The organism is Rothia mucilaginosa ATCC 25296, assembly GCF_000175615.1.
In the GTDB taxonomy this organism is placed as follows: domain Bacteria; phylum Actinomycetota; class Actinomycetes; order Actinomycetales; family Micrococcaceae; genus Rothia; species Rothia mucilaginosa.
In genome coordinates, this window is the sequence record NZ_ACVO01000005.1 from 78,240 (window position 1) to 94,474 (window position 16,235).

The 16,235-nt window shown below is 61.2% G+C and carries 14 protein-coding genes; 12 read left to right on the plus strand and 2 right to left on the minus strand.

Annotated features, from left to right (window positions below; translation table 11 throughout):
* Positions 1-2: 2 nt before the first annotated feature.
* The 11 genes from ROTMU0001_RS01515 to nrdR all read left to right on the plus strand — a co-directional run bounded on the left by ROTMU0001_RS01515 (position 3) and on the right by nrdR (position 13,540).
* Positions 3-1,625, plus strand: a complete 1,623-nt coding sequence (locus ROTMU0001_RS01515) for a cell division protein FtsQ/DivIB (RefSeq protein ID WP_155115028.1) — start codon at positions 3-5, stop codon at positions 1,623-1,625.
* Positions 1,626-1,821: 196 nt separating this feature from the next.
* Positions 1,822-3,012, plus strand: a complete 1,191-nt coding sequence (ftsZ, locus tag ROTMU0001_RS01520) for a cell division protein FtsZ (protein WP_005507755.1) — start codon at positions 1,822-1,824, stop codon at positions 3,010-3,012.
* A 136-nt stretch (positions 3,013-3,148) separates the two neighbouring features.
* A complete protein-coding gene (locus tag ROTMU0001_RS01525) occupies positions 3,149-3,997 on the plus strand; it encodes a purine nucleoside phosphorylase YfiH/LACC1 family protein (RefSeq protein WP_005507756.1) in 849 nt (282 codons plus the stop codon).
* Between the two features lie 49 nt (positions 3,998-4,046).
* Entirely contained in the window at positions 4,047-4,880 is an 834-nt protein-coding gene (locus ROTMU0001_RS01530; RefSeq protein ID WP_005507758.1) for a YggS family pyridoxal phosphate-dependent enzyme, read from the plus strand.
* A 660-nt stretch (positions 4,881-5,540) separates the two neighbouring features.
* Positions 5,541-5,963, plus strand: a complete 423-nt coding sequence (locus ROTMU0001_RS09180; protein WP_245534272.1) for a cell division protein SepF — start codon at positions 5,541-5,543, stop codon at positions 5,961-5,963.
* Between the two features lie 10 nt (positions 5,964-5,973).
* Positions 5,974-6,273, plus strand: a complete 300-nt coding sequence (locus ROTMU0001_RS01540) for a YggT family protein (protein WP_005507764.1) — start codon at positions 5,974-5,976, stop codon at positions 6,271-6,273.
* A 465-nt stretch (positions 6,274-6,738) separates the two neighbouring features.
* Positions 6,739-7,278 carry a DivIVA domain-containing protein gene (locus ROTMU0001_RS01545; protein WP_005507765.1) on the plus strand — a complete coding sequence of 180 codons (540 nt, stop codon included), beginning with the start codon at positions 6,739-6,741 and terminating at the stop codon, positions 7,276-7,278.
* 288 nt (positions 7,279-7,566) lie between these two features.
* A complete protein-coding gene (gene lspA, locus ROTMU0001_RS01550) occupies positions 7,567-8,169 on the plus strand; it encodes a signal peptidase II (protein WP_005507766.1) in 603 nt (200 codons plus the stop codon).
* Positions 8,170-8,289: 120 nt separating this feature from the next.
* A complete protein-coding gene (locus ROTMU0001_RS01555) occupies positions 8,290-9,276 on the plus strand; it encodes an RluA family pseudouridine synthase (RefSeq protein WP_005507767.1) in 987 nt (328 codons plus the stop codon).
* Between the two features lie 90 nt (positions 9,277-9,366).
* On the plus strand, positions 9,367-12,909 hold the full coding sequence (dnaE, locus tag ROTMU0001_RS01560) for a DNA polymerase III subunit alpha (protein ID WP_005507768.1): 3,543 nt from the start codon (positions 9,367-9,369) through the stop codon (positions 12,907-12,909).
* Between the two features lie 175 nt (positions 12,910-13,084).
* Positions 13,085-13,540: a transcriptional regulator NrdR gene (gene nrdR / locus ROTMU0001_RS01565; RefSeq protein WP_005506525.1), complete on the plus strand. Its 456-nt coding sequence runs from the start codon at positions 13,085-13,087 to the stop codon at positions 13,538-13,540.
* Between the two features lie 231 nt (positions 13,541-13,771).
* Here nrdR and ppgK read toward each other — a convergent pair whose 3' ends face one another.
* Together ppgK and map are read right to left on the minus strand one after the other, a co-directional pair.
* Positions 13,772-14,623: a polyphosphate--glucose phosphotransferase gene (gene ppgK / locus ROTMU0001_RS01570; RefSeq protein ID WP_005507769.1), complete on the minus strand. Its 852-nt coding sequence runs from the start codon at positions 14,621-14,623 to the stop codon at positions 13,772-13,774.
* A 137-nt stretch (positions 14,624-14,760) separates the two neighbouring features.
* Entirely contained in the window at positions 14,761-15,672 is a 912-nt protein-coding gene (gene map, locus ROTMU0001_RS01575) for a type I methionyl aminopeptidase (protein WP_005506520.1), read from the minus strand.
* Between the two features lie 269 nt (positions 15,673-15,941).
* Between map and ROTMU0001_RS01580 the strand changes: the two genes are divergently transcribed.
* Positions 15,942-16,199: a hypothetical protein gene (locus ROTMU0001_RS01580; RefSeq protein WP_005507770.1), complete on the plus strand. Its 258-nt coding sequence runs from the start codon at positions 15,942-15,944 to the stop codon at positions 16,197-16,199.
* The last annotated feature ends 36 nt before the right edge of the window (positions 16,200-16,235 follow it).

Sequence of the window (16,235 nt, forward strand, 5' to 3'; positions counted from 1 at the left end):
CGATGAGTTCTGGTCTCTCTTCGGAGGGGCATTCCTCCTCGCGCGCGCCGAAGGCTCCGCGTTCGCGTGCTCGTTTTCGCGCCCAGCAGGTAGCTGAGAATGCGCAGGTTGAGGCGGCACAGGCTGAGGCGGTACATGCTAAGCCCGTGCAGACGCAGGCTGTAAAGAGCGCAGAAATTGCTGAGGCTGTGAAGCCCGCGGAATCTGCGAAGTCTGCGGAAGCTGTGAAGCCTGCCGGGGCTGCATCCTCGGAGGCTTCTGCCCAGTCTGCCGCTACTCAGTCTTCGAGCTCTGTGCGTCATGCCCCGCGTAAGCCGGTGGTGCATAAGTCGCACGCCCAGAACGGTGCTGATTCTTCGGCTTCCAAGAGCGCTGCGGCGGTTCATTCTTCGGCACAGTCTTTGAAGGATTCGGTGCGTTCTGCGCTGATGACCGGTCGTACCGTGTCTGAGGTTGAGCACGCGCCTGAGCTGTTTGATGTTGAGGCGTTTGAGGATTCTTCGTCGAAGACTTCACCCGCCAAGGGTGCCTCTGCTCAGCCTGCATCCTCGCAGTCGGTAAAGAGCTCAGAAAAGGAAGTAGCCGATCAGAAGGCTGCTCAGAAGAGTTCTGACAAGAAGTCTTCTGCCGATTCTGTTGAATCTCGCGAAGAGTCTGCCGCTCAGAAGGCTAAAGAAAACGCCGATAAGAGCGCCGATAAGGCGGGGGAGAAGGCTGTTGAAGAGCCTCGCCCCACGAGTCGTTTTGGTCGTTGGCGTGCAGAGCGTGAGCAGCAGCGTGCCGCGGAGATTGAGAAGGAGCGCGAGCGTGCGAGCCGTCAGGCTCACCGTGAGCGTCTGCGTCAGGATCCGGGTCTGGACGGTCTGCGTGCTGAGGAACGCCCCCGTAAGGAGCGTGCGCCTCTGACTCGTGCCCGTAAGCTGCTGTACACTGCCTCGGCACTGGCTATTATTGCGGTGCTGTATGTGGTGCTGGTCTTCTTCTCGCCCCTGTTGGCGACTCAGAAGATTACGGTACGCGGCGCGTCCCTGCTGGAAACCACCCAGGTGGAGCAGAAGCTTGAGCCTCTGCGCGGTGTTCCGCTCACTCGCATCGATGAGAAGAAGGTGCGTGAGCTGCTCGGGCAGGATAATGTGATTCGTAGCGTGCAGGTGGAGAGCCGTCCGCCGCATGAGCTGGTGGTGACTCTGAAGGAGCGTACCGCGGTTGCGGTTGTGAAGCAGGGCGATACGTACCATACTGTTGATAGTGATGGTGTGAGCCTTCTCGAGTCGGCAACTCAGCCCGATACGTCGGTGCCGCTGGTTCGTTTCAGCGGTGATGACCCGCAGACTTCGGCTGAGTTCCGCACTATTTCTACCGCGCTTTCGGCAATGCCCTCTGAACTTCTAGCTCAGGTTAAGGAAGCCGGCGCTACATCAACCTCAAGTATCACTCTAACCTTGAGGGATAATACTACGGTGCAGTGGGGAACCGCTGAAGAGAGCGAGTTGAAGGCTAAGGTCCTGCTCTCCCTGCGCCAGGCTATTGCCAAACGTGCTCAGGAGGAGAAATCTTCCGAGGCACAGACGCAGAAGGTGACCGTCTATGACGTGTCTGCCCCGCGCGTACCGGTGACCCGTTAGGGGAACCATTCAGGCGCTTTATCCTCCCTTTTTGTGTGAAATCCGCAAAAAGAGGGGGTAATTGCGCTGTGTGACTAGGAACCAACAAAAACAGTTTGGTATCCTAGCAGATAAAGTCATTCTTTAGAGGAAACCTTCAGGCTTAGATTAAGCTGCGGGTCTTCCGAAGCTGGAACACGGAACAATCGAGGAATACATGGACGCTGGAACTCCCCAGAACTACTTGGCAGTCATCAAGGTCGTTGGTATCGGCGGCGGTGGCGTCAACGCAGTCAACCGCATGATTGAGGTTGGTCTGCGCGGCGTTGAGTTCATTGCTATCAACACTGACGCTCAGGCTCTGCTGATGTCCGATGCAGACGTTAAGCTGGACGTTGGTCGTGAGCTGACCCGCGGTCTTGGCGCGGGCGCAAACCCCGAGGTTGGCCGTCAGGCAGCCGAGGATCACGCGCAGGAAATTGAGGAAGTCCTCAAGGGCGCAGACATGGTCTTTGTGACCGCAGGTGAGGGTGGTGGCACCGGTACCGGTGGCGCACCCGTCGTGGCACGTATTGCCCGCTCCCTCGGCGCTCTGACCATTGGTGTGGTGACCCGCCCCTTCACCTTCGAAGGCCGTCGCCGCTCCAACCAGGCTGAGACCGGTATCGCTGCTCTGCGCGATGAGGTTGATACCCTGATCGTTATTCCGAACGACCGACTGCTGTCGATTTCGGATCGCAACGTCTCCATGCTGGACGCATTCAAGTCCGCTGACCAGGTTCTGCTCTCCGGTGTGCAGGGCATTACCGACCTGATCACCACCCCCGGCCTGATCAACCTTGACTTCGCTGACGTTAAGTCCGTCATGCAAGGTGCAGGTTCGGCTCTGATGGGTATCGGCTCGGCATCCGGTGAGGACCGTGCCGTGAAGGCAGCTGAGCTGGCTATCGCTTCGCCGCTGCTGGAAGCATCCATCGACGGTGCACACGGCGTTCTGCTGTCCATTCAGGGTGGCTCCGACCTGGGTCTGTTCGAGATTAACGAGGCTGCACGCCTGGTTCAGGAAGTTGCTCACCCCGACGCAAACATCATCTTCGGTGCGGTTATTGACGACGCACTGGGCGATGAGGCTCGCGTGACCGTGATTGCTGCTGGCTTCGACGCAGTGAACCCGGAGACTAACTCCAACGCTTCCACTGCTGCGGCTACTCAGGCTCAGCGCACCCAGGCATCCTTCGGCGGTTCCACCGCTGCGGCTGCTCCGGCTGCTAACGGCTACGGCTACAACGCACCCGCTGCTGCTCCGGCTTCCACCGGCGCTGCTGGCTTCGACGTTGACCTTCCCCCGGTTGTGGAGGAAGCTCCGGCTCGCCGCGACACCCTGGACGTCCCTGACTTCCTGAAGTAGTCTGCCCGGCTGTGAACGCCTAGCGTTGCACGGCTGAGAGTCTTATGAAGCTATAGGGGAGCTGAGAAACACGCACATTGTGCTGTTCTCGGCTCCCCTTTGCTATACCCGCTGACATCTGATGAAGGAATAGAAGATGAGCGATAACCCCAAAACTTCGCTACTTGCCTCTGCCGATACCCGCACCCTGGGTCCCTGGCGTGTGCGGGTGGGTTTCACCTCCCGCGCGGCGGGCAACCTGGGCCTGCATGTGGACGATGAGCTCGGCGGCGGTATGGATGCCTCCCTGGTGCGCACCCTCAACCACCGTGCCGCGTTGGAGGAGGCGCTGGGTACCGAGCCGTTCTTCTACCTGAACCAGGTGCATGGCGTGCAGATTGCCTACCCGGAAGACTATGAAGTGGAATCCTACGCACCCGGTGCACCCGAGGAGCGTACGGTTGAGCGTGCCCGCGCGGTGCTGGAGAACTCCCCGGTCGCCGATGCGGCGATTAGCAGTGAGGGCGTGCCCCTGGCGATTATGGTGGCGGACTGCATTCCCGTGGTGCTGGTGGGTGAGCGGGTCGCGAACTGGCAACCGATCCTGGCGGTGGCTCATGCGGGTCGCCGAGGTCTGCTTGACGGCGTGCTTCAGCAGACCGTGCAGCGGATGCGTCAGCTCGGCGCGGAGAAAATTACCGCCTGGCTGGGTCCGAGCATTTGCGGTAGCTGCTACGAGGTGCCCGAGGCGATGCGCACCGAGTCCACCGAACTGATTCCGCAGGTGCATTCGGTGACCAGCCAGCAGACCCCCGGCCTGGACCTGCCCGCCGGTGCCCGCGCCGTGCTGGAGGAGGCGGGCGTGCAGGTGAGCATGGACTGTGCGCAGTGCACGTTTGAGGAGCCCGAGGTGTATTCGCATCGCGGGTTCACGAACCGCGGTGAGAAGCCGGGCCGCATCGCAGGTCTGGTGTGGATTGAGAAGGCGGCAGAGCCTGCCGCCTAGAGCTGCTAAAGATAGAACCGCTAAAGATAGAGCCGCTGAAGGAGAGAAGATGTCTGAAATGAACGTAGAAGAGAACCTGCAGTACACTCCCGAACGTGCCGAGCAGCTGCTGCAGAACTACCGCCGCGTGCTTGAGCGTATCCGCGCCGCGGAGCAGGACCACAGCGCCGTGCGTACCGAGGAGAGCGCCCCGGTGCAGCTGGTGACGGTCACGAAGTTCTTCCCCGCCTCCGATGCGGCGGCGCTGCTGGATGGGGGAGTGTCCCTCTTCGGTGAGAACCGCGACCAGGAGGCGAGCGCGAAGGCTCGCGAGCTTGCCGCATACTGTGCTCAGCGTGAGGTGCAGCCCCCGCATTGGGCGTTTATCGGTCAGCTGCAGACGAACAAAGCGAAGTCTGTGGTCAAGTACGCCTCCAGTGTGCATTCGGTGGACCGCCCCTCCCTGGCGGATGCGCTGGCGAAGGCGTACGCAAACCAGCTCTCCCGCTTTGAGGCGGGGGAGGCGCCCGCACCCGCGGCGGCGGAGCAGGGTGCGCTGACCTGTCTGGTGCAGGTGTCCCTGGCGGAGGTCGCGACGGCTGGCCACGCCGCCGAGGGCGCGCGCGGCGGTACGAGCGCCTCCGAGCTGCTGGAGCTGGTGGAGCGCATCGAGAATCACGAGCACCTGCGCTGCGGTGGCGTGATGGCGGTGGCACCGCTGGGCATGAACCCGGATGCGGCGTTTGAGAAGCTCTATGGTTTGGCCTCGCTGGTGCGTGAGCAGGTGCCGCACGCGACCGAGATTTCCGCCGGCATGAGCGGCGACCTGGAAGCGGCGGTGCGCTGGGGCTCGACCTGCGTGCGCGTGGGTAGCGACATCATGGGTAAGCGTCCGGCGCTCTAGGCCCTTTAGCCGTTAGTCTTTTCAGCTGATGGGTCTGCTGGCGGCGGCATAATCATCGGTGCCCTTGACCGCCTGCGCGGGGTGGGCGCTGGTAATATATACATGCCGGTGCATGACGTACCGTCACGCACACACCTTCTGAGGAAGCACCACGGCAGACCCTGTACACCACAAGCAAAGAACAGCGAGAGAATCATGGCGAAGCAAAGCCGTCTGGCGGGTTTCCTCGGCCTGGAACGATACCAGGACGCCGAGGCGACGCCGGAAGAATCCCCGCAGGCTGTGCAGGCTGACACCCACAAGGAGGCGAACGCCTCCGCAGGGCAGGCTGCTACAGCGCAGAAGACCGACAGCGCCAACAGGCTCTCAGCGCTGCCCGGCTCGGCACAGTACAGCAACAGTACCGCCGAGCCGCAGAGCGAAACCTACCACCCGCAGGACGAACCCGCCTATACTGAACAGGAAGAGTACCTGCAGGCTGATAGCTACGATGACGGTACAGAAACCGAGTATCTGGACGCAGAAGAATCTGCCGACGGACGAGCAACCGTAGATGCAGCGGCATACGCCACCGCTCATACACCTGAAACCACAGCTGATCTGGCAGAAACCGAGCAGACTTGGGACGATGCCAGCGCAGACAATTGGGAGGACACCCCGGTGCCGAATACCGAATACACCGAGCAGTACGCCGATACGTACTCCAACGACGGCTACTACGAACAGGGCTACGCGCCCGAAGAAACCAACGGATACACCTACGGTTACGAGGAAGAAGAGGACGAATTGCGTCGTATCACCACTATCCACCCCCGCTCCTACAATGACGCAAAGATCATTGGTGAGGCATTCCGCGAGAACATCCCCGTGATTATGAACGTGGAAGAAATGCCTGACGCAGACGCAAAGCGCCTGGTGGACTTCGCATCCGGTCTGGCATTCGCACTGGAGGGCCGCATTGAGCGCGTCACCGCTAAGGTGTTCCTGCTGACCCCCTCCAACCTGGAGGTTCTGGGCGTGGCTAACTCCGAGGTTCCCGCCGGCTTTGAGACCGACGGCGAATTCCCCTTCGACCAGGGCTAAGGACTGATAGATGGGTTATATTTTCGCCCTCATTACGATTATTCTGTACGTTCTCTACGTCTCCATGCTGCTGCGCATGCTCTTTGACTGGGTACGCATGTTCGCTCCGGGATGGCGCCCCAAGGGCATCGTTCTGCTCTTCGCTAGCGGCGTGTACGCGGTGACGGACTGGCCGATGAACCTGTTGCGTCGTCTGATTCCGCCGGTGCGTGTGGGTAACGTTGCGTTGGATACCGGTTTTCTGATTCTGATTGTTCTGCTGTCTTTCCTGCTGAACATCATGACGACGATTACCGCGAAGCTGTCCTAATGTGGCCCCTCCATCGGAGAGATACGAGAACTAGGCATGAGAGCCCCGCTTGCGCTTGGCATCCTGACATGGGATGACGTGCTGGCGGGGTTTTCTGCGTCTGGGGTCTGTGCCTGGGTTCTGCGCCGGGGGTCCGCTTGGGGAGCGTCAAGATGTCTCTGCAAAAACCTTCTTGAAATGCACCGCAGAGCAGAAAACATAAGGGGGATAGCAGGGACTAGGGCGGATACGTCACGTGGTGAATCCCACCCTTGCGCCGAGCGAATATTTTACGATTCAACCGACGTATAACCGGGCACAGAAACCAAAGAATAGTAGAATTGGTGCCAACGACTGCATCGCGGCATAGCCATGCCCTGAATCATCGGGACCCTAAAATATTGGGGCCACGCCCTATCTGGCTGGTGAATCCGCGGCACTCAACATCACCACCAAACCCCGTAGGGATACCCAGAGGAGAAGCCCATGGCAATCACCCCCGAAGACCTGATCACTAAGAGCTTCAAGATCGTCACCGAAGAGTCCGGTTACGACCGCAACGAGGTCGACGACTTCCTGGACGAGCTCGTTGTCGAACTGCGCGCACTGTACTCCGAGCGTGACGCTCTGGAGCGTCAGGTCGAGCAGCTCTCCGCAAACGCTCCCGAATCCCCCGCAGCGGCTGTGGCACCCGCACAGTCCTCGGCAGCACCGGCTGCACCTCAGGACGCGGCGGCACTGCTCGCCATGGCACAGAAGGTTCACGACGACTACGTGGCACAGGGCGAGAAGGCTAAGGCTGAACTGATTGAAGAGGCAGAGAAGAAGGCAGACGCTATGGTGAGCGAAGCTCAGCAGCAGCGCGAAGAGGTTCTCTCTCGCCTCACCGACGAGAAGGAAGAACTGGAGATCGCTGTTGAGGCTCTGCGCGGCTTCGAGAGCCGTTACCGCTCCAAGCTGCTGCAGCACCTGGATGCACAGGTTCAGGAGCTGAAGAACCTCAAGTCCATCGAGGCTTCCGCATAAATCAGTTCGCTTGAATGAGCTAACGACGCTCTGAGGCGTATGCCGCCCGGATTCTTTCTCTTCCACCGCTATTCACCGGGGAAGATGGAGAGAACCGGGCGGTATTCTCATACCTGCTCCGCCCGGCTTGAGAACACAGGATGAGAAGCGGGGGAGAGCACCCGCCAAATCACCGCCGAATACTCGATGCACTACCCCGATTTGCTAAGCTAGAGGGGCACTATCGAACGGTACCGCACCAGGTTTGCGTTCGGGCGCGTAGCAACCGGCACAGACTAGAGGAGAGCTATGACCAACACCCCCAAGACTGCTGAATCCTCAGTCTCACACACCGCTACAAAGGCTGACGGACGCCGCGTGCGCATCCTCTCGGCTCGCTCTGCGGGCATCCTCGCGCTCGTGCTTGCCACCGTCGTGTTCGCTATCGACCAGGGCACCAAATACCTGGTCGTCACCCAGATGCAGTTGGGGGAGCGCATCACCGTCATTGACGGGCTTCTGTGGTGGTACTCGATCCGTAACTCCGGCGCCGCATTCAGCATGGGCGAGAACGTCACCTGGGTCTTCACCCTCGTCATGGTCGCCGCCGCGGCCGTGGTGCTCTACCTACTGCGCCGCACCCGCGCCCTGTCCTGGACCCTCGCCCTGGGCGGACTGCTCGGCGGTATCTGCGGCAACCTTTTCGACCGTCTCTTCCGTGAGCCCGGCTTCGGTTCCGGTCACGTGGTCGACTTTATTTCCGTACCGAACTTCGCGATTTTCAATATTGCAGACTCCGCAATCTGCGTGTGCATGGCGTTCATCGTTCTGCTGAACTTCAAGGGCCTGAACCTCAACGGAACCCGTGTGCAGGCTGACGACAAGAATGCGGCAGGGAAGAGCACCAAGTAGCTCCCCGTTCCGGCATACGCGCCGACGGTTACGTTGCCGACACACGTGCCTATAGCCGTTCTCACACAGACAACCCCTCACACAGACAACCAAAGCAAACACCACCCGAAGGAGAGCCGCATGAGCGAAACCACCAACGCCGCCGAAGATACGGCCCGCATCCGCGCCGAATTCACCGTTGAAGGCGCGCTCGCCGGTATGCGCCTGGACGCCGCGCTCGCCGGTGCCCTCGATGCGCCGCGCACCCGCACCTCCGGGTGGATTCGTGACGGCCACGTGACCGTGACCAACAACGGCAAGACCGTGAAGATTGGCAAGTCCTACAAGCTTTCCGCAGGCGATGAGGTCGTCGTCGATGCACCCGCACCGCGCGATCTGGCGGACATTCGTCCCGAGAAGGTGGATGGCTTCCGCATCGTGCATCTGGACGACGATATCGTTGTGGTGGACAAGCCCGCGGGCGTGGCGGCGCACCCCTCACCGGGCTGGCACGGTCCCACCGTCATCTCCGCGCTCATGGGTGAGGGCATCTCGGTTGCTACCTCCGGCGCGGCAGAACGCCAGGGCATTGTGCACCGCCTGGACGTGGGCACCAGCGGCCTGATGGTCGTAGCCCGCAGCGAACGCGCCTACACCGAACTCAAGCGAGCCTTCAAGGAACGCACCGTGGACAAGGTCTACCACACCCTCGTGCAGGGCCTGCCCGACCCGCTGCGCGGCACCATTGACGCACCCATCGGTCGCCACCCCGGCAACGAGTGGAAGTTCGCCGTGGTTGAAGACGGCCGCAACTCCATCACCCACTACGATGTGCTCGAAGCCTTCGGCCCCGCATCGCTGGTGGAGGTACACCTGGAAACCGGACGCACCCACCAGATTCGTGTGCACTTCTCCGCGCTGCGCCACCCCTGCTGCGGCGACCTGACCTACGGCGCCGACCCGCGCTTTAGCGCCGAACTGGGCCTGACCCGCCAGTGGCTGCACGCGCACCGCCTGGGCTTCGATCACCCCGGCACCGGTGAGCGCGTGACCTTCACCAGTGAGTACCCGCTCGATTTGTCCTACGCGCTGACCGCTCTGCGTGAGGGTAAGGTTCAGCTCGGCTAGACAGCTCGGCAACTATAGCCGCCCGCGGGCTGCCGCACACAGCTTCACATTCACCGCCCATCCTCCAGCCCACACCTCCAGGAGATTCCCGTGGCAACCAAAGAATTTACGCACCTGCACGTGCACACCGAGTACTCTATGCTCGACGGTGCCGCGCGCCTGGGTGACCTGTTCACCCACGCTAAAGAACTCGGCATGAAGTCCATGGCGACCAGTGACCACGGCTTCCTCTTTGGTGCCTTCGACTTCTGGCGCCAGGCTAAAGCGCACGATATTAAGCCCATCATTGGTGTGGAGGCGTACCTGACCCCCGGCACACACCGCACCGACCGTTCGCGTGTGCGCTGGGGCGACGGCTCCCGCGACGACGTCTCCGGTGGTGGCGCGTACACCCACATGACCATGTGGGCTGAAACCACCGAGGGCATGCACAACCTGTTCCGTGCCTCCTCGATTGCGTCGCTGGAAGGTCAGCTGTACAAACCGCGTATGGACCGCGAGGTGCTGCAGACCTACTCAAAGGGCCTGATTGCAACCACCGGCTGCCCCTCCGGTGAGGTTCAGACGCGCCTGCGCCTGGGACAGTTCGATGAGGCGGTCCAGGCGGCGAGCGAATTCCGCGATATTTTCGGTAAGGACAACTTCTACTGCGAGGTCATGGACCACGGCCTGGACATTGAACGCAACGTCCAGGAGGATCTGCACCGTCTCGCCAAGAAGCTGAACCTACCCTTCGTCGCCACCAACGACCTGCACTACACCCGCCAGGAAGACCACACCGCCCACGCGGCGCTGCTGTGCGTGCAGTCCGGCTCGACCCTCACCGACCCCAAGCGCTTCAAGTTCGATGCGGATAACTTCTACCTGCGCTCGGCAGAAGAAATGTACGCCCTGTTCGGCGACATTCCCGGCGCGTGCGAGAACACCCTCGAAATCGCTGAACGCTGCAACGTGGAGTTCAACACCAAGGCGAACTACATGCCGAACTTCCCCGTGCCCGAGGGCGAAAACGAGGAATCCTGGTTCGTGAAGGAGGTCGAGAAGGGCCTGCACTACCGCTTCCCGCAGGGCGTTCCCGACACTGTGCGCAAGCAGGCAGAGTACGAGGTGGGGGTTATTACCTCCATGGGCTTCCCCGGCTACTTCCTCGTGGTCGCCGACTTTATCAACTGGGCTAAGCGCAACGGTATTCGCGTGGGCCCCGGCCGTGGCTCCGGTGCAGGCTCCATGGTCGCGTACGCGATGCGTATTACCGACCTGAACCCGCTCGACCACGACCTGATCTTCGAGCGATTCCTCAACCCCGACCGCGTCTCCATGCCCGACTTCGATGTGGACTTTGACGATCGTCGCCGCGGCGAAGTCATCGACTACGTGACCGAAAAGTACGGTGAAGAGAAGGTCGCACAGATTGTCACCTTCGGCACCATTAAGGCGAAGCAGGCGCTCAAGGACGCTTCTCGCGTGATGGACCAGCCGTACTCGGTCGGCGAGCGCCTCACCAAGGCGATGCCGCCGGACGTTATGGGTAAGAACATCGCCCTGGCGAACGTGTATAACGAAGAGGATAAGCGTTACGCCGAGGCGGCAGATTTGCGCGCCCTCATTGAGGACCCGGTCGATAAGATTTACGGCCAGGTGTTCGAAACCGCGAAGGGCCTGGAGGGTCTGAAGCGTCAGTGGGGTGTGCACGCTGCGGGCGTGATCATGTCCAGCAAGGACCTCGTGGACGTGATCCCCGTGATGCGCCGCGAGGCCGACGGCCAGGTTATTACCCAGTTCGATTACCCCACCTGTGAGGGCCTGGGCCTGATCAAGATGGACTTCCTGGGTCTGCGTAACCTCACCATCATCTCCGATGCGGTGGAGAACATTAAATCGAACCGTGGCATTGACCTGGACCTTGAGTCCCTCTCGCTGGACGACCCGGAATCGTACCGCCTGCTGGCGCGCGGCGACACCCTCGGCGTGTTCCAGCTCGACGGCGGCCCGATGCGCTCGCTGCTCAAGCTCATGGAGCCCGAGGAGTTCGAGCACATTTCGGCAGTGTTGGCGCTGTACCGTCCGGGCCCGATGGGCGCGAACTCGCACACCAACTACGCTCTGCGTAAGAACGGTAAGCAGGAGATCGAGCCGATCCACCCCGAGCTAGAAGAGCCGCTGAAGGATATTCTGGACACCACCTACGGCCTGATTGTGTATCAGGAGCAGGTTATGGCGATTGCTCAGAAGGTTGCGAACTACACTCTGGGCGAGGCAGACCTGCTGCGCCGTGCAATGGGTAAGAAGAAGAAGGCGGAGCTGGATAAGCAGTACGCTACCTTCCACGACGGCATGATTTCTAACGGCTACTCTGAGGGCGCTATTAAGGCGCTCTGGGATATTCTGCTGCCGTTCTCTGACTACGCGTTCAACAAGGCGCACACGGCTGCATACGGTCTGGTGTCGTACTGGACGGCGTACCTGAAGGCGCATTACCCGCAGGAGTACATGGCTGCGCTACTGACCAGCGTGGGCGATAACAAGGACAAGCTCGCGCTGTACCTGAACGAGTGCCGCGCCATGGGCATTACCGTGCTCGCGCCGGATGTGAACGAATCCACCCTGACCTTCGCCCCTGTCGGTGACGATATCCGCTTCGGTATGGGCGCGATCCGTAACGTGGGCGCGAACGTGGTCGAAGGCATGATTGCCGCCCGCGAGGAGAAGGGCCGCTACGAGTCCTTCAACGACTTCCTGAAGAAGGTGCCGCTGCAGGTGTGCAATAAGCGCACCATCGAGTCGCTCATTAAGGCGGGCGCTTTCGACGACCTGGGCCACACCCGCCGTTCGCTGTCCCTCATTCACGAGGCGGCAGTGGACGCAGCCGTAGCGGTCAAACGTAAGGAAGCGGCGGGTCAGTTCGACCTCTTCGGCTCCCTCGGCATGGATGACGCCCTGGGTGATGAGCTGACCGTGACCATCCCCGACGTGCCCGAGTGGGACCGCCGTGAGAAGCTGAACTTTGAGCGTGACATGCTGGGCCTGTACGTTTCGGACCACCCGCTACGTGGCCTGGAGCGTGCGCTCTCGGATGCCGCAAGCCATTCGGTGCACGACATTATCGGTGAAGACTCGCACGTGCGCGACGGCGAAACCGTCACCCTTGCGGGCATGCTCACCGGCGTTTCGCGCCGTATCGCCAAGTCCAGCGGTAACCAGTACGCCTCCGTGGAGCTGGAAGACCCCTCGGGCGCAACCATTACGGTCATGTTCTTCTCCCGCGCCTACGAGACGATGGGCGCCGCCCTGGCAGACGACCTCATCTGCTCGATTCGTGGCCGCGTGCAGCGCCGTGACGACGGTAGTGTGAACATGAGCGCGCAGGAACTGCAGATCCTGGAAATCAGTGATGACGGCCGCGCCGCACCCATCACCATCGTGGTACCCGAGTACCTGGTGACCGAGGCGAACCTGAAGGAGCTTAAGGAGACCCTGCGCGACCACAAGGGCACCGCGGATGTGCGCATGCTCATCCGCACCCGCGATAAGGAGCAGCTGGTGCTTCTGGATGCGAGCGTGCGCGTGGAACCGAACCCGAGCCTCTTCGGTGAAATCAAGACGATTTTCGGTCCGAGCTGCATTCGACGCTAAACATATATAACCCCGCAAGGTGGGAATGACAGGGTGGATTCTGCATAGCAGAGTCCACCCTGAGCGTATATTCACTCACACCATACGGTGTATCCGCTGTATATCACGGTAGAATAGGTATAAATATTCTTGAGCGCTGTATACGCGGGCGCTAGCGCCCAGCCAAGGAGAAACAATGTACTGCCCCTATTGCAAGCACACCGACTCGCGCGTGGTGGATTCCCGCACCACCGATGACGGCGCCGCAATTCGCCGCCGCCGCCAGTGCACCTCCTGCGCTCGCCGCTTCACGACCGTTGAAACCACCACCATTTCGGTGATTAAGCGTTCCGGCGTGACCGAGCCCTTCGACCGTTCGAAGATTGCCGCCGGCGTGCGTAAGGCATGCCAGGGCCGCCCCGTGGGGGAGGACGATCTGGCGAAGCTCGCCCAGGAGGTTGAGGAGCTGATTCGTGCTCGCGGCCTGGCGGAGATTAACGCGCACGAGGTGGGTCTGACCATCCTGGAGCCGCTGTCGAAGCTGGACGCGGTCGCTTACCTGCGTTTTGCGAGCGTGTACCAGGCGTTTGAGAACCTTGAAGACTTTGAGGAGGCGATTGCGCGTCTGCGTGAGGACCGCATCGCCCAGTAACTAGCTAGCACAGTAACTGACTAGCACAGCCACTAGCTAACCCAGTAGCTAATGAGCTCAGCCGCCGCTACATGAGCGGCGGCATACAGAAGGGACCGCCTTCCGAATGATTCGGAAGGCGGTCCCTTCGTACGTATGTGAAGCGCTATCCGAGGCGGATAGCAGGAAGCAAGCCCTTACGCTTCGCCGCGGCGCTTACGCGGCCGCGGGTCAAGCAGGTTCAGGAAAACCTTACGCTTCGCCGCGGCGCTTACGCTCGGGCAGCATACCGCCAGCCCACAGTGCCGCACCCACAATACCCGCGTTGTTACGCAGGGCGGCCATGACCATGGGGGTACGAATCTGATCCTCAAAGTAGGGCATGAACTTCTCCGGGTTCTTGGAGATGCCGCCGCCAATGATGAACAGGTCGGGGGAGAAGAGCATCTGAACGTGCTCGAAGTAGCGGTACAGGCGCTTGCCGTACTTCTTCCAGGACAGCTCGTGCACCTCGCGGGCACGAGCGGAAGCCTGAGACTCGGCGTTGTGGCCGTCAATCTCCAGGTGGCCCAGCTCGGTGTTCGGGATCAGCACGCCGTCGTTGATGAGGGCGGAGCCAATGCCGGTGCCCAGGGTGATGACAGCGATCAGGCCGTCACGGTTACGGCCCTGACCGTAGGTTGCCTCAGCCAGACCGGCTGCGTCAGCGTCGTTGAGGCCGTAGACGGTGCGGCCGCCCAGCGCCTCGCTCATGACCTGCTCCAGGTCGGTGTTAATCCAGGAGTCGTCCACGTTCGCTGCGGAGAAGACCATGCCGTTCTTCACCACTGCGGGGAAGTCGATGCCGACAGCGGACTCGGGGTCCGGTGCCAGGTCGCGGCCCTGCAGCTCATCAACTACTCGGCGTACAACCTCAGCCACAGCCTCGGGGGTTGCAGGCTTGGGGGTGTCAATGCGGAAACGGTCGGACACGAGGTTACCGGTGCGCAGGTCAACGATACCGCCCTTAATGCCGGTACCTCCAATGTCCACACCAATCTGCAGGTCCTTGGGGGTGGGGGCGGGCAGCTCGTTGATGACGCCGGGTTCTGCGTATTCGCTCATGGTTTTCTCTCTCTTTCACCCCGCCTACTGCCGTGTAACACTAAGGGAGTGGGCGGGCTTGTCAGTGGGTGAATTGATATAAAAAGTGAGGTGCTGGGCTCGAACCTGCACAGGCAGGAAACCCAGAGGGCTGCGGATTAGGGCAGGGTCAGGATGTCCGCGCCGTCAGCGGTCACCACGAGGGTGTGCTCGAACTGCGCGGTGCGCTTGCGGTCGCGGGTGACCACGGTCCAGTCGTCGTCCCACAGGTCCCATTCGATGGTGCCGAGGGTCAGCATGGGCTCGATCGTGAAAATCATGCCCTCACGGATCTCGGTGTCGTAGGCGGGTGCCGCATCGTAGTGGGGGATGATGAGGCCCGAGTGGAACTCACGACCCACACCGTGACCGGTGTAGTCGCGAACCACACCGTAACCGAAACGCGCCGCATACTTCTCAATGACGCGACCAATCACGTTGATCTGGCGGCCCGGCTTCACAGCCTTAATCGCACGGTTCAGGGACTCTTCGGTGCGCTCAACCAGCAGGCGGGACTCTTCGTCCACGTTGCCGACGAGCAGGGTCTTGTTGGTGTCGCCGTGCATGCCGTCCAGGTATGCGGTGACGTCCAGGTTGAGGATGTCGCCGTCCTCCAGCACGGTGGAGTCCGGGATGCCGTGGCAGATGACCTCGTTCAGGGAGGTGCACACGGACTTGGGGTAGCCGCGGTAATCCACGGTGGAGGGGTACGCGCCGTGGTCGCAAATGTACTCGTGGACCAGCACGTCAATCTCGTCGGTGGTGGTGCCGGGTACGCAAATCTTGGATGCTTCAACGATGGCGCCTGCCGCGATCTTGCCGGCTGCGCGAACCCGCTCAACTTCCTCGGGGGTGTACATGTTCGAGTCGTTACCCTCGTTGGCGGTGGGCTTACCCACGTACTCGGGGCGAACAATGTGCGAGGGGACCGGGCGCATGGGGGTGATGCGTCCGGGGGTCAGGCAACCCACGGGTGCTCGACCGGGCTCTGCGGGAAGATTGTGCGAAGTATTCGTTTTGGTTGAAGACATAGTTTCATCTTACCGGGCGTGGGCGGGTTGTGTCCCTTGCTCAGGCGCTAAAAAGCGGCGGATACACAAGCCGTACCTTTTTCCCAGATTGTGAATAAAATTTCATGCACGCTAGCGGCAAAAACTGCGCGGGCGGAAAGCCGGGGTGGAAGGCAGAGGCGGAAGACCGTGGAGGGGGAACGCCGTGAGAAGCTCCGCCCGCCTCATTGCCACGAACCTACGCGCGTGAGAAGCTAGAAACACCAACCCCTCACCGTCGAAGGAGAACCATGAGCCATCACAAGCACCGCCTGAGCGAAGCCATCGAATCGGCGGTCGAAAAGACCCTGAACTCCGCGACTGAAGCCACCAGCCCGCACCCCGAAGAGTACTGGTACAACCTCAAAACCGGCGAGGTTGAACGCGGCCAGCAGAGCGCCGTCACCTCCCTGTGGGGCCCCTTCAAAACCTACGAGGAGGCGGCACACGCCATGGACCGCGCCCGCGAACGCAACGACGCCTGGGAAAAGGACGGCGGCTGGCTCTAAAGATCGAGCACCCTCAGCCACGTTCAAGGCGCCCGC

Bases quoted from the DNA above. Each gene is read 5' to 3' on its own strand.
- ROTMU0001_RS01515 (WP_155115028.1), top strand. From the start codon at position 3: ATGAGTTCTGGTCTCTCTTCGGAGGGGCATTCCTCCTCGCGCGCGCCG.
- nrdR (WP_005506525.1), top strand. From the start codon at position 13,085: ATGTACTGCCCCTATTGCAAGCACACCGACTCGCGCGTGGTGGATTCC.
- ROTMU0001_RS01555 (WP_005507767.1), top strand. From the start codon at position 8,290: ATGAGCGAAACCACCAACGCCGCCGAAGATACGGCCCGCATCCGCGCC.
- ppgK (WP_005507769.1), bottom strand. From the start codon at position 14,623: ATGAGCGAATACGCAGAACCCGGCGTCATCAACGAGCTGCCCGCCCCC.
- lspA (WP_005507766.1), top strand. From the start codon at position 7,567: ATGACCAACACCCCCAAGACTGCTGAATCCTCAGTCTCACACACCGCT.
- ROTMU0001_RS01530 (WP_005507758.1), top strand. From the start codon at position 4,047: ATGTCTGAAATGAACGTAGAAGAGAACCTGCAGTACACTCCCGAACGT.
- ROTMU0001_RS01545 (WP_005507765.1), top strand. From the start codon at position 6,739: ATGGCAATCACCCCCGAAGACCTGATCACTAAGAGCTTCAAGATCGTC.
- ROTMU0001_RS01580 (WP_005507770.1), top strand. From the start codon at position 15,942: ATGAGCCATCACAAGCACCGCCTGAGCGAAGCCATCGAATCGGCGGTC.
- ROTMU0001_RS01540 (WP_005507764.1), top strand. From the start codon at position 5,974: ATGGGTTATATTTTCGCCCTCATTACGATTATTCTGTACGTTCTCTAC.
- ROTMU0001_RS01525 (WP_005507756.1), top strand. From the start codon at position 3,149: ATGAGCGATAACCCCAAAACTTCGCTACTTGCCTCTGCCGATACCCGC.
- ftsZ (WP_005507755.1), top strand. From the start codon at position 1,822: ATGGACGCTGGAACTCCCCAGAACTACTTGGCAGTCATCAAGGTCGTT.
- map (WP_005506520.1), bottom strand. From the start codon at position 15,672: ATGTCTTCAACCAAAACGAATACTTCGCACAATCTTCCCGCAGAGCCC.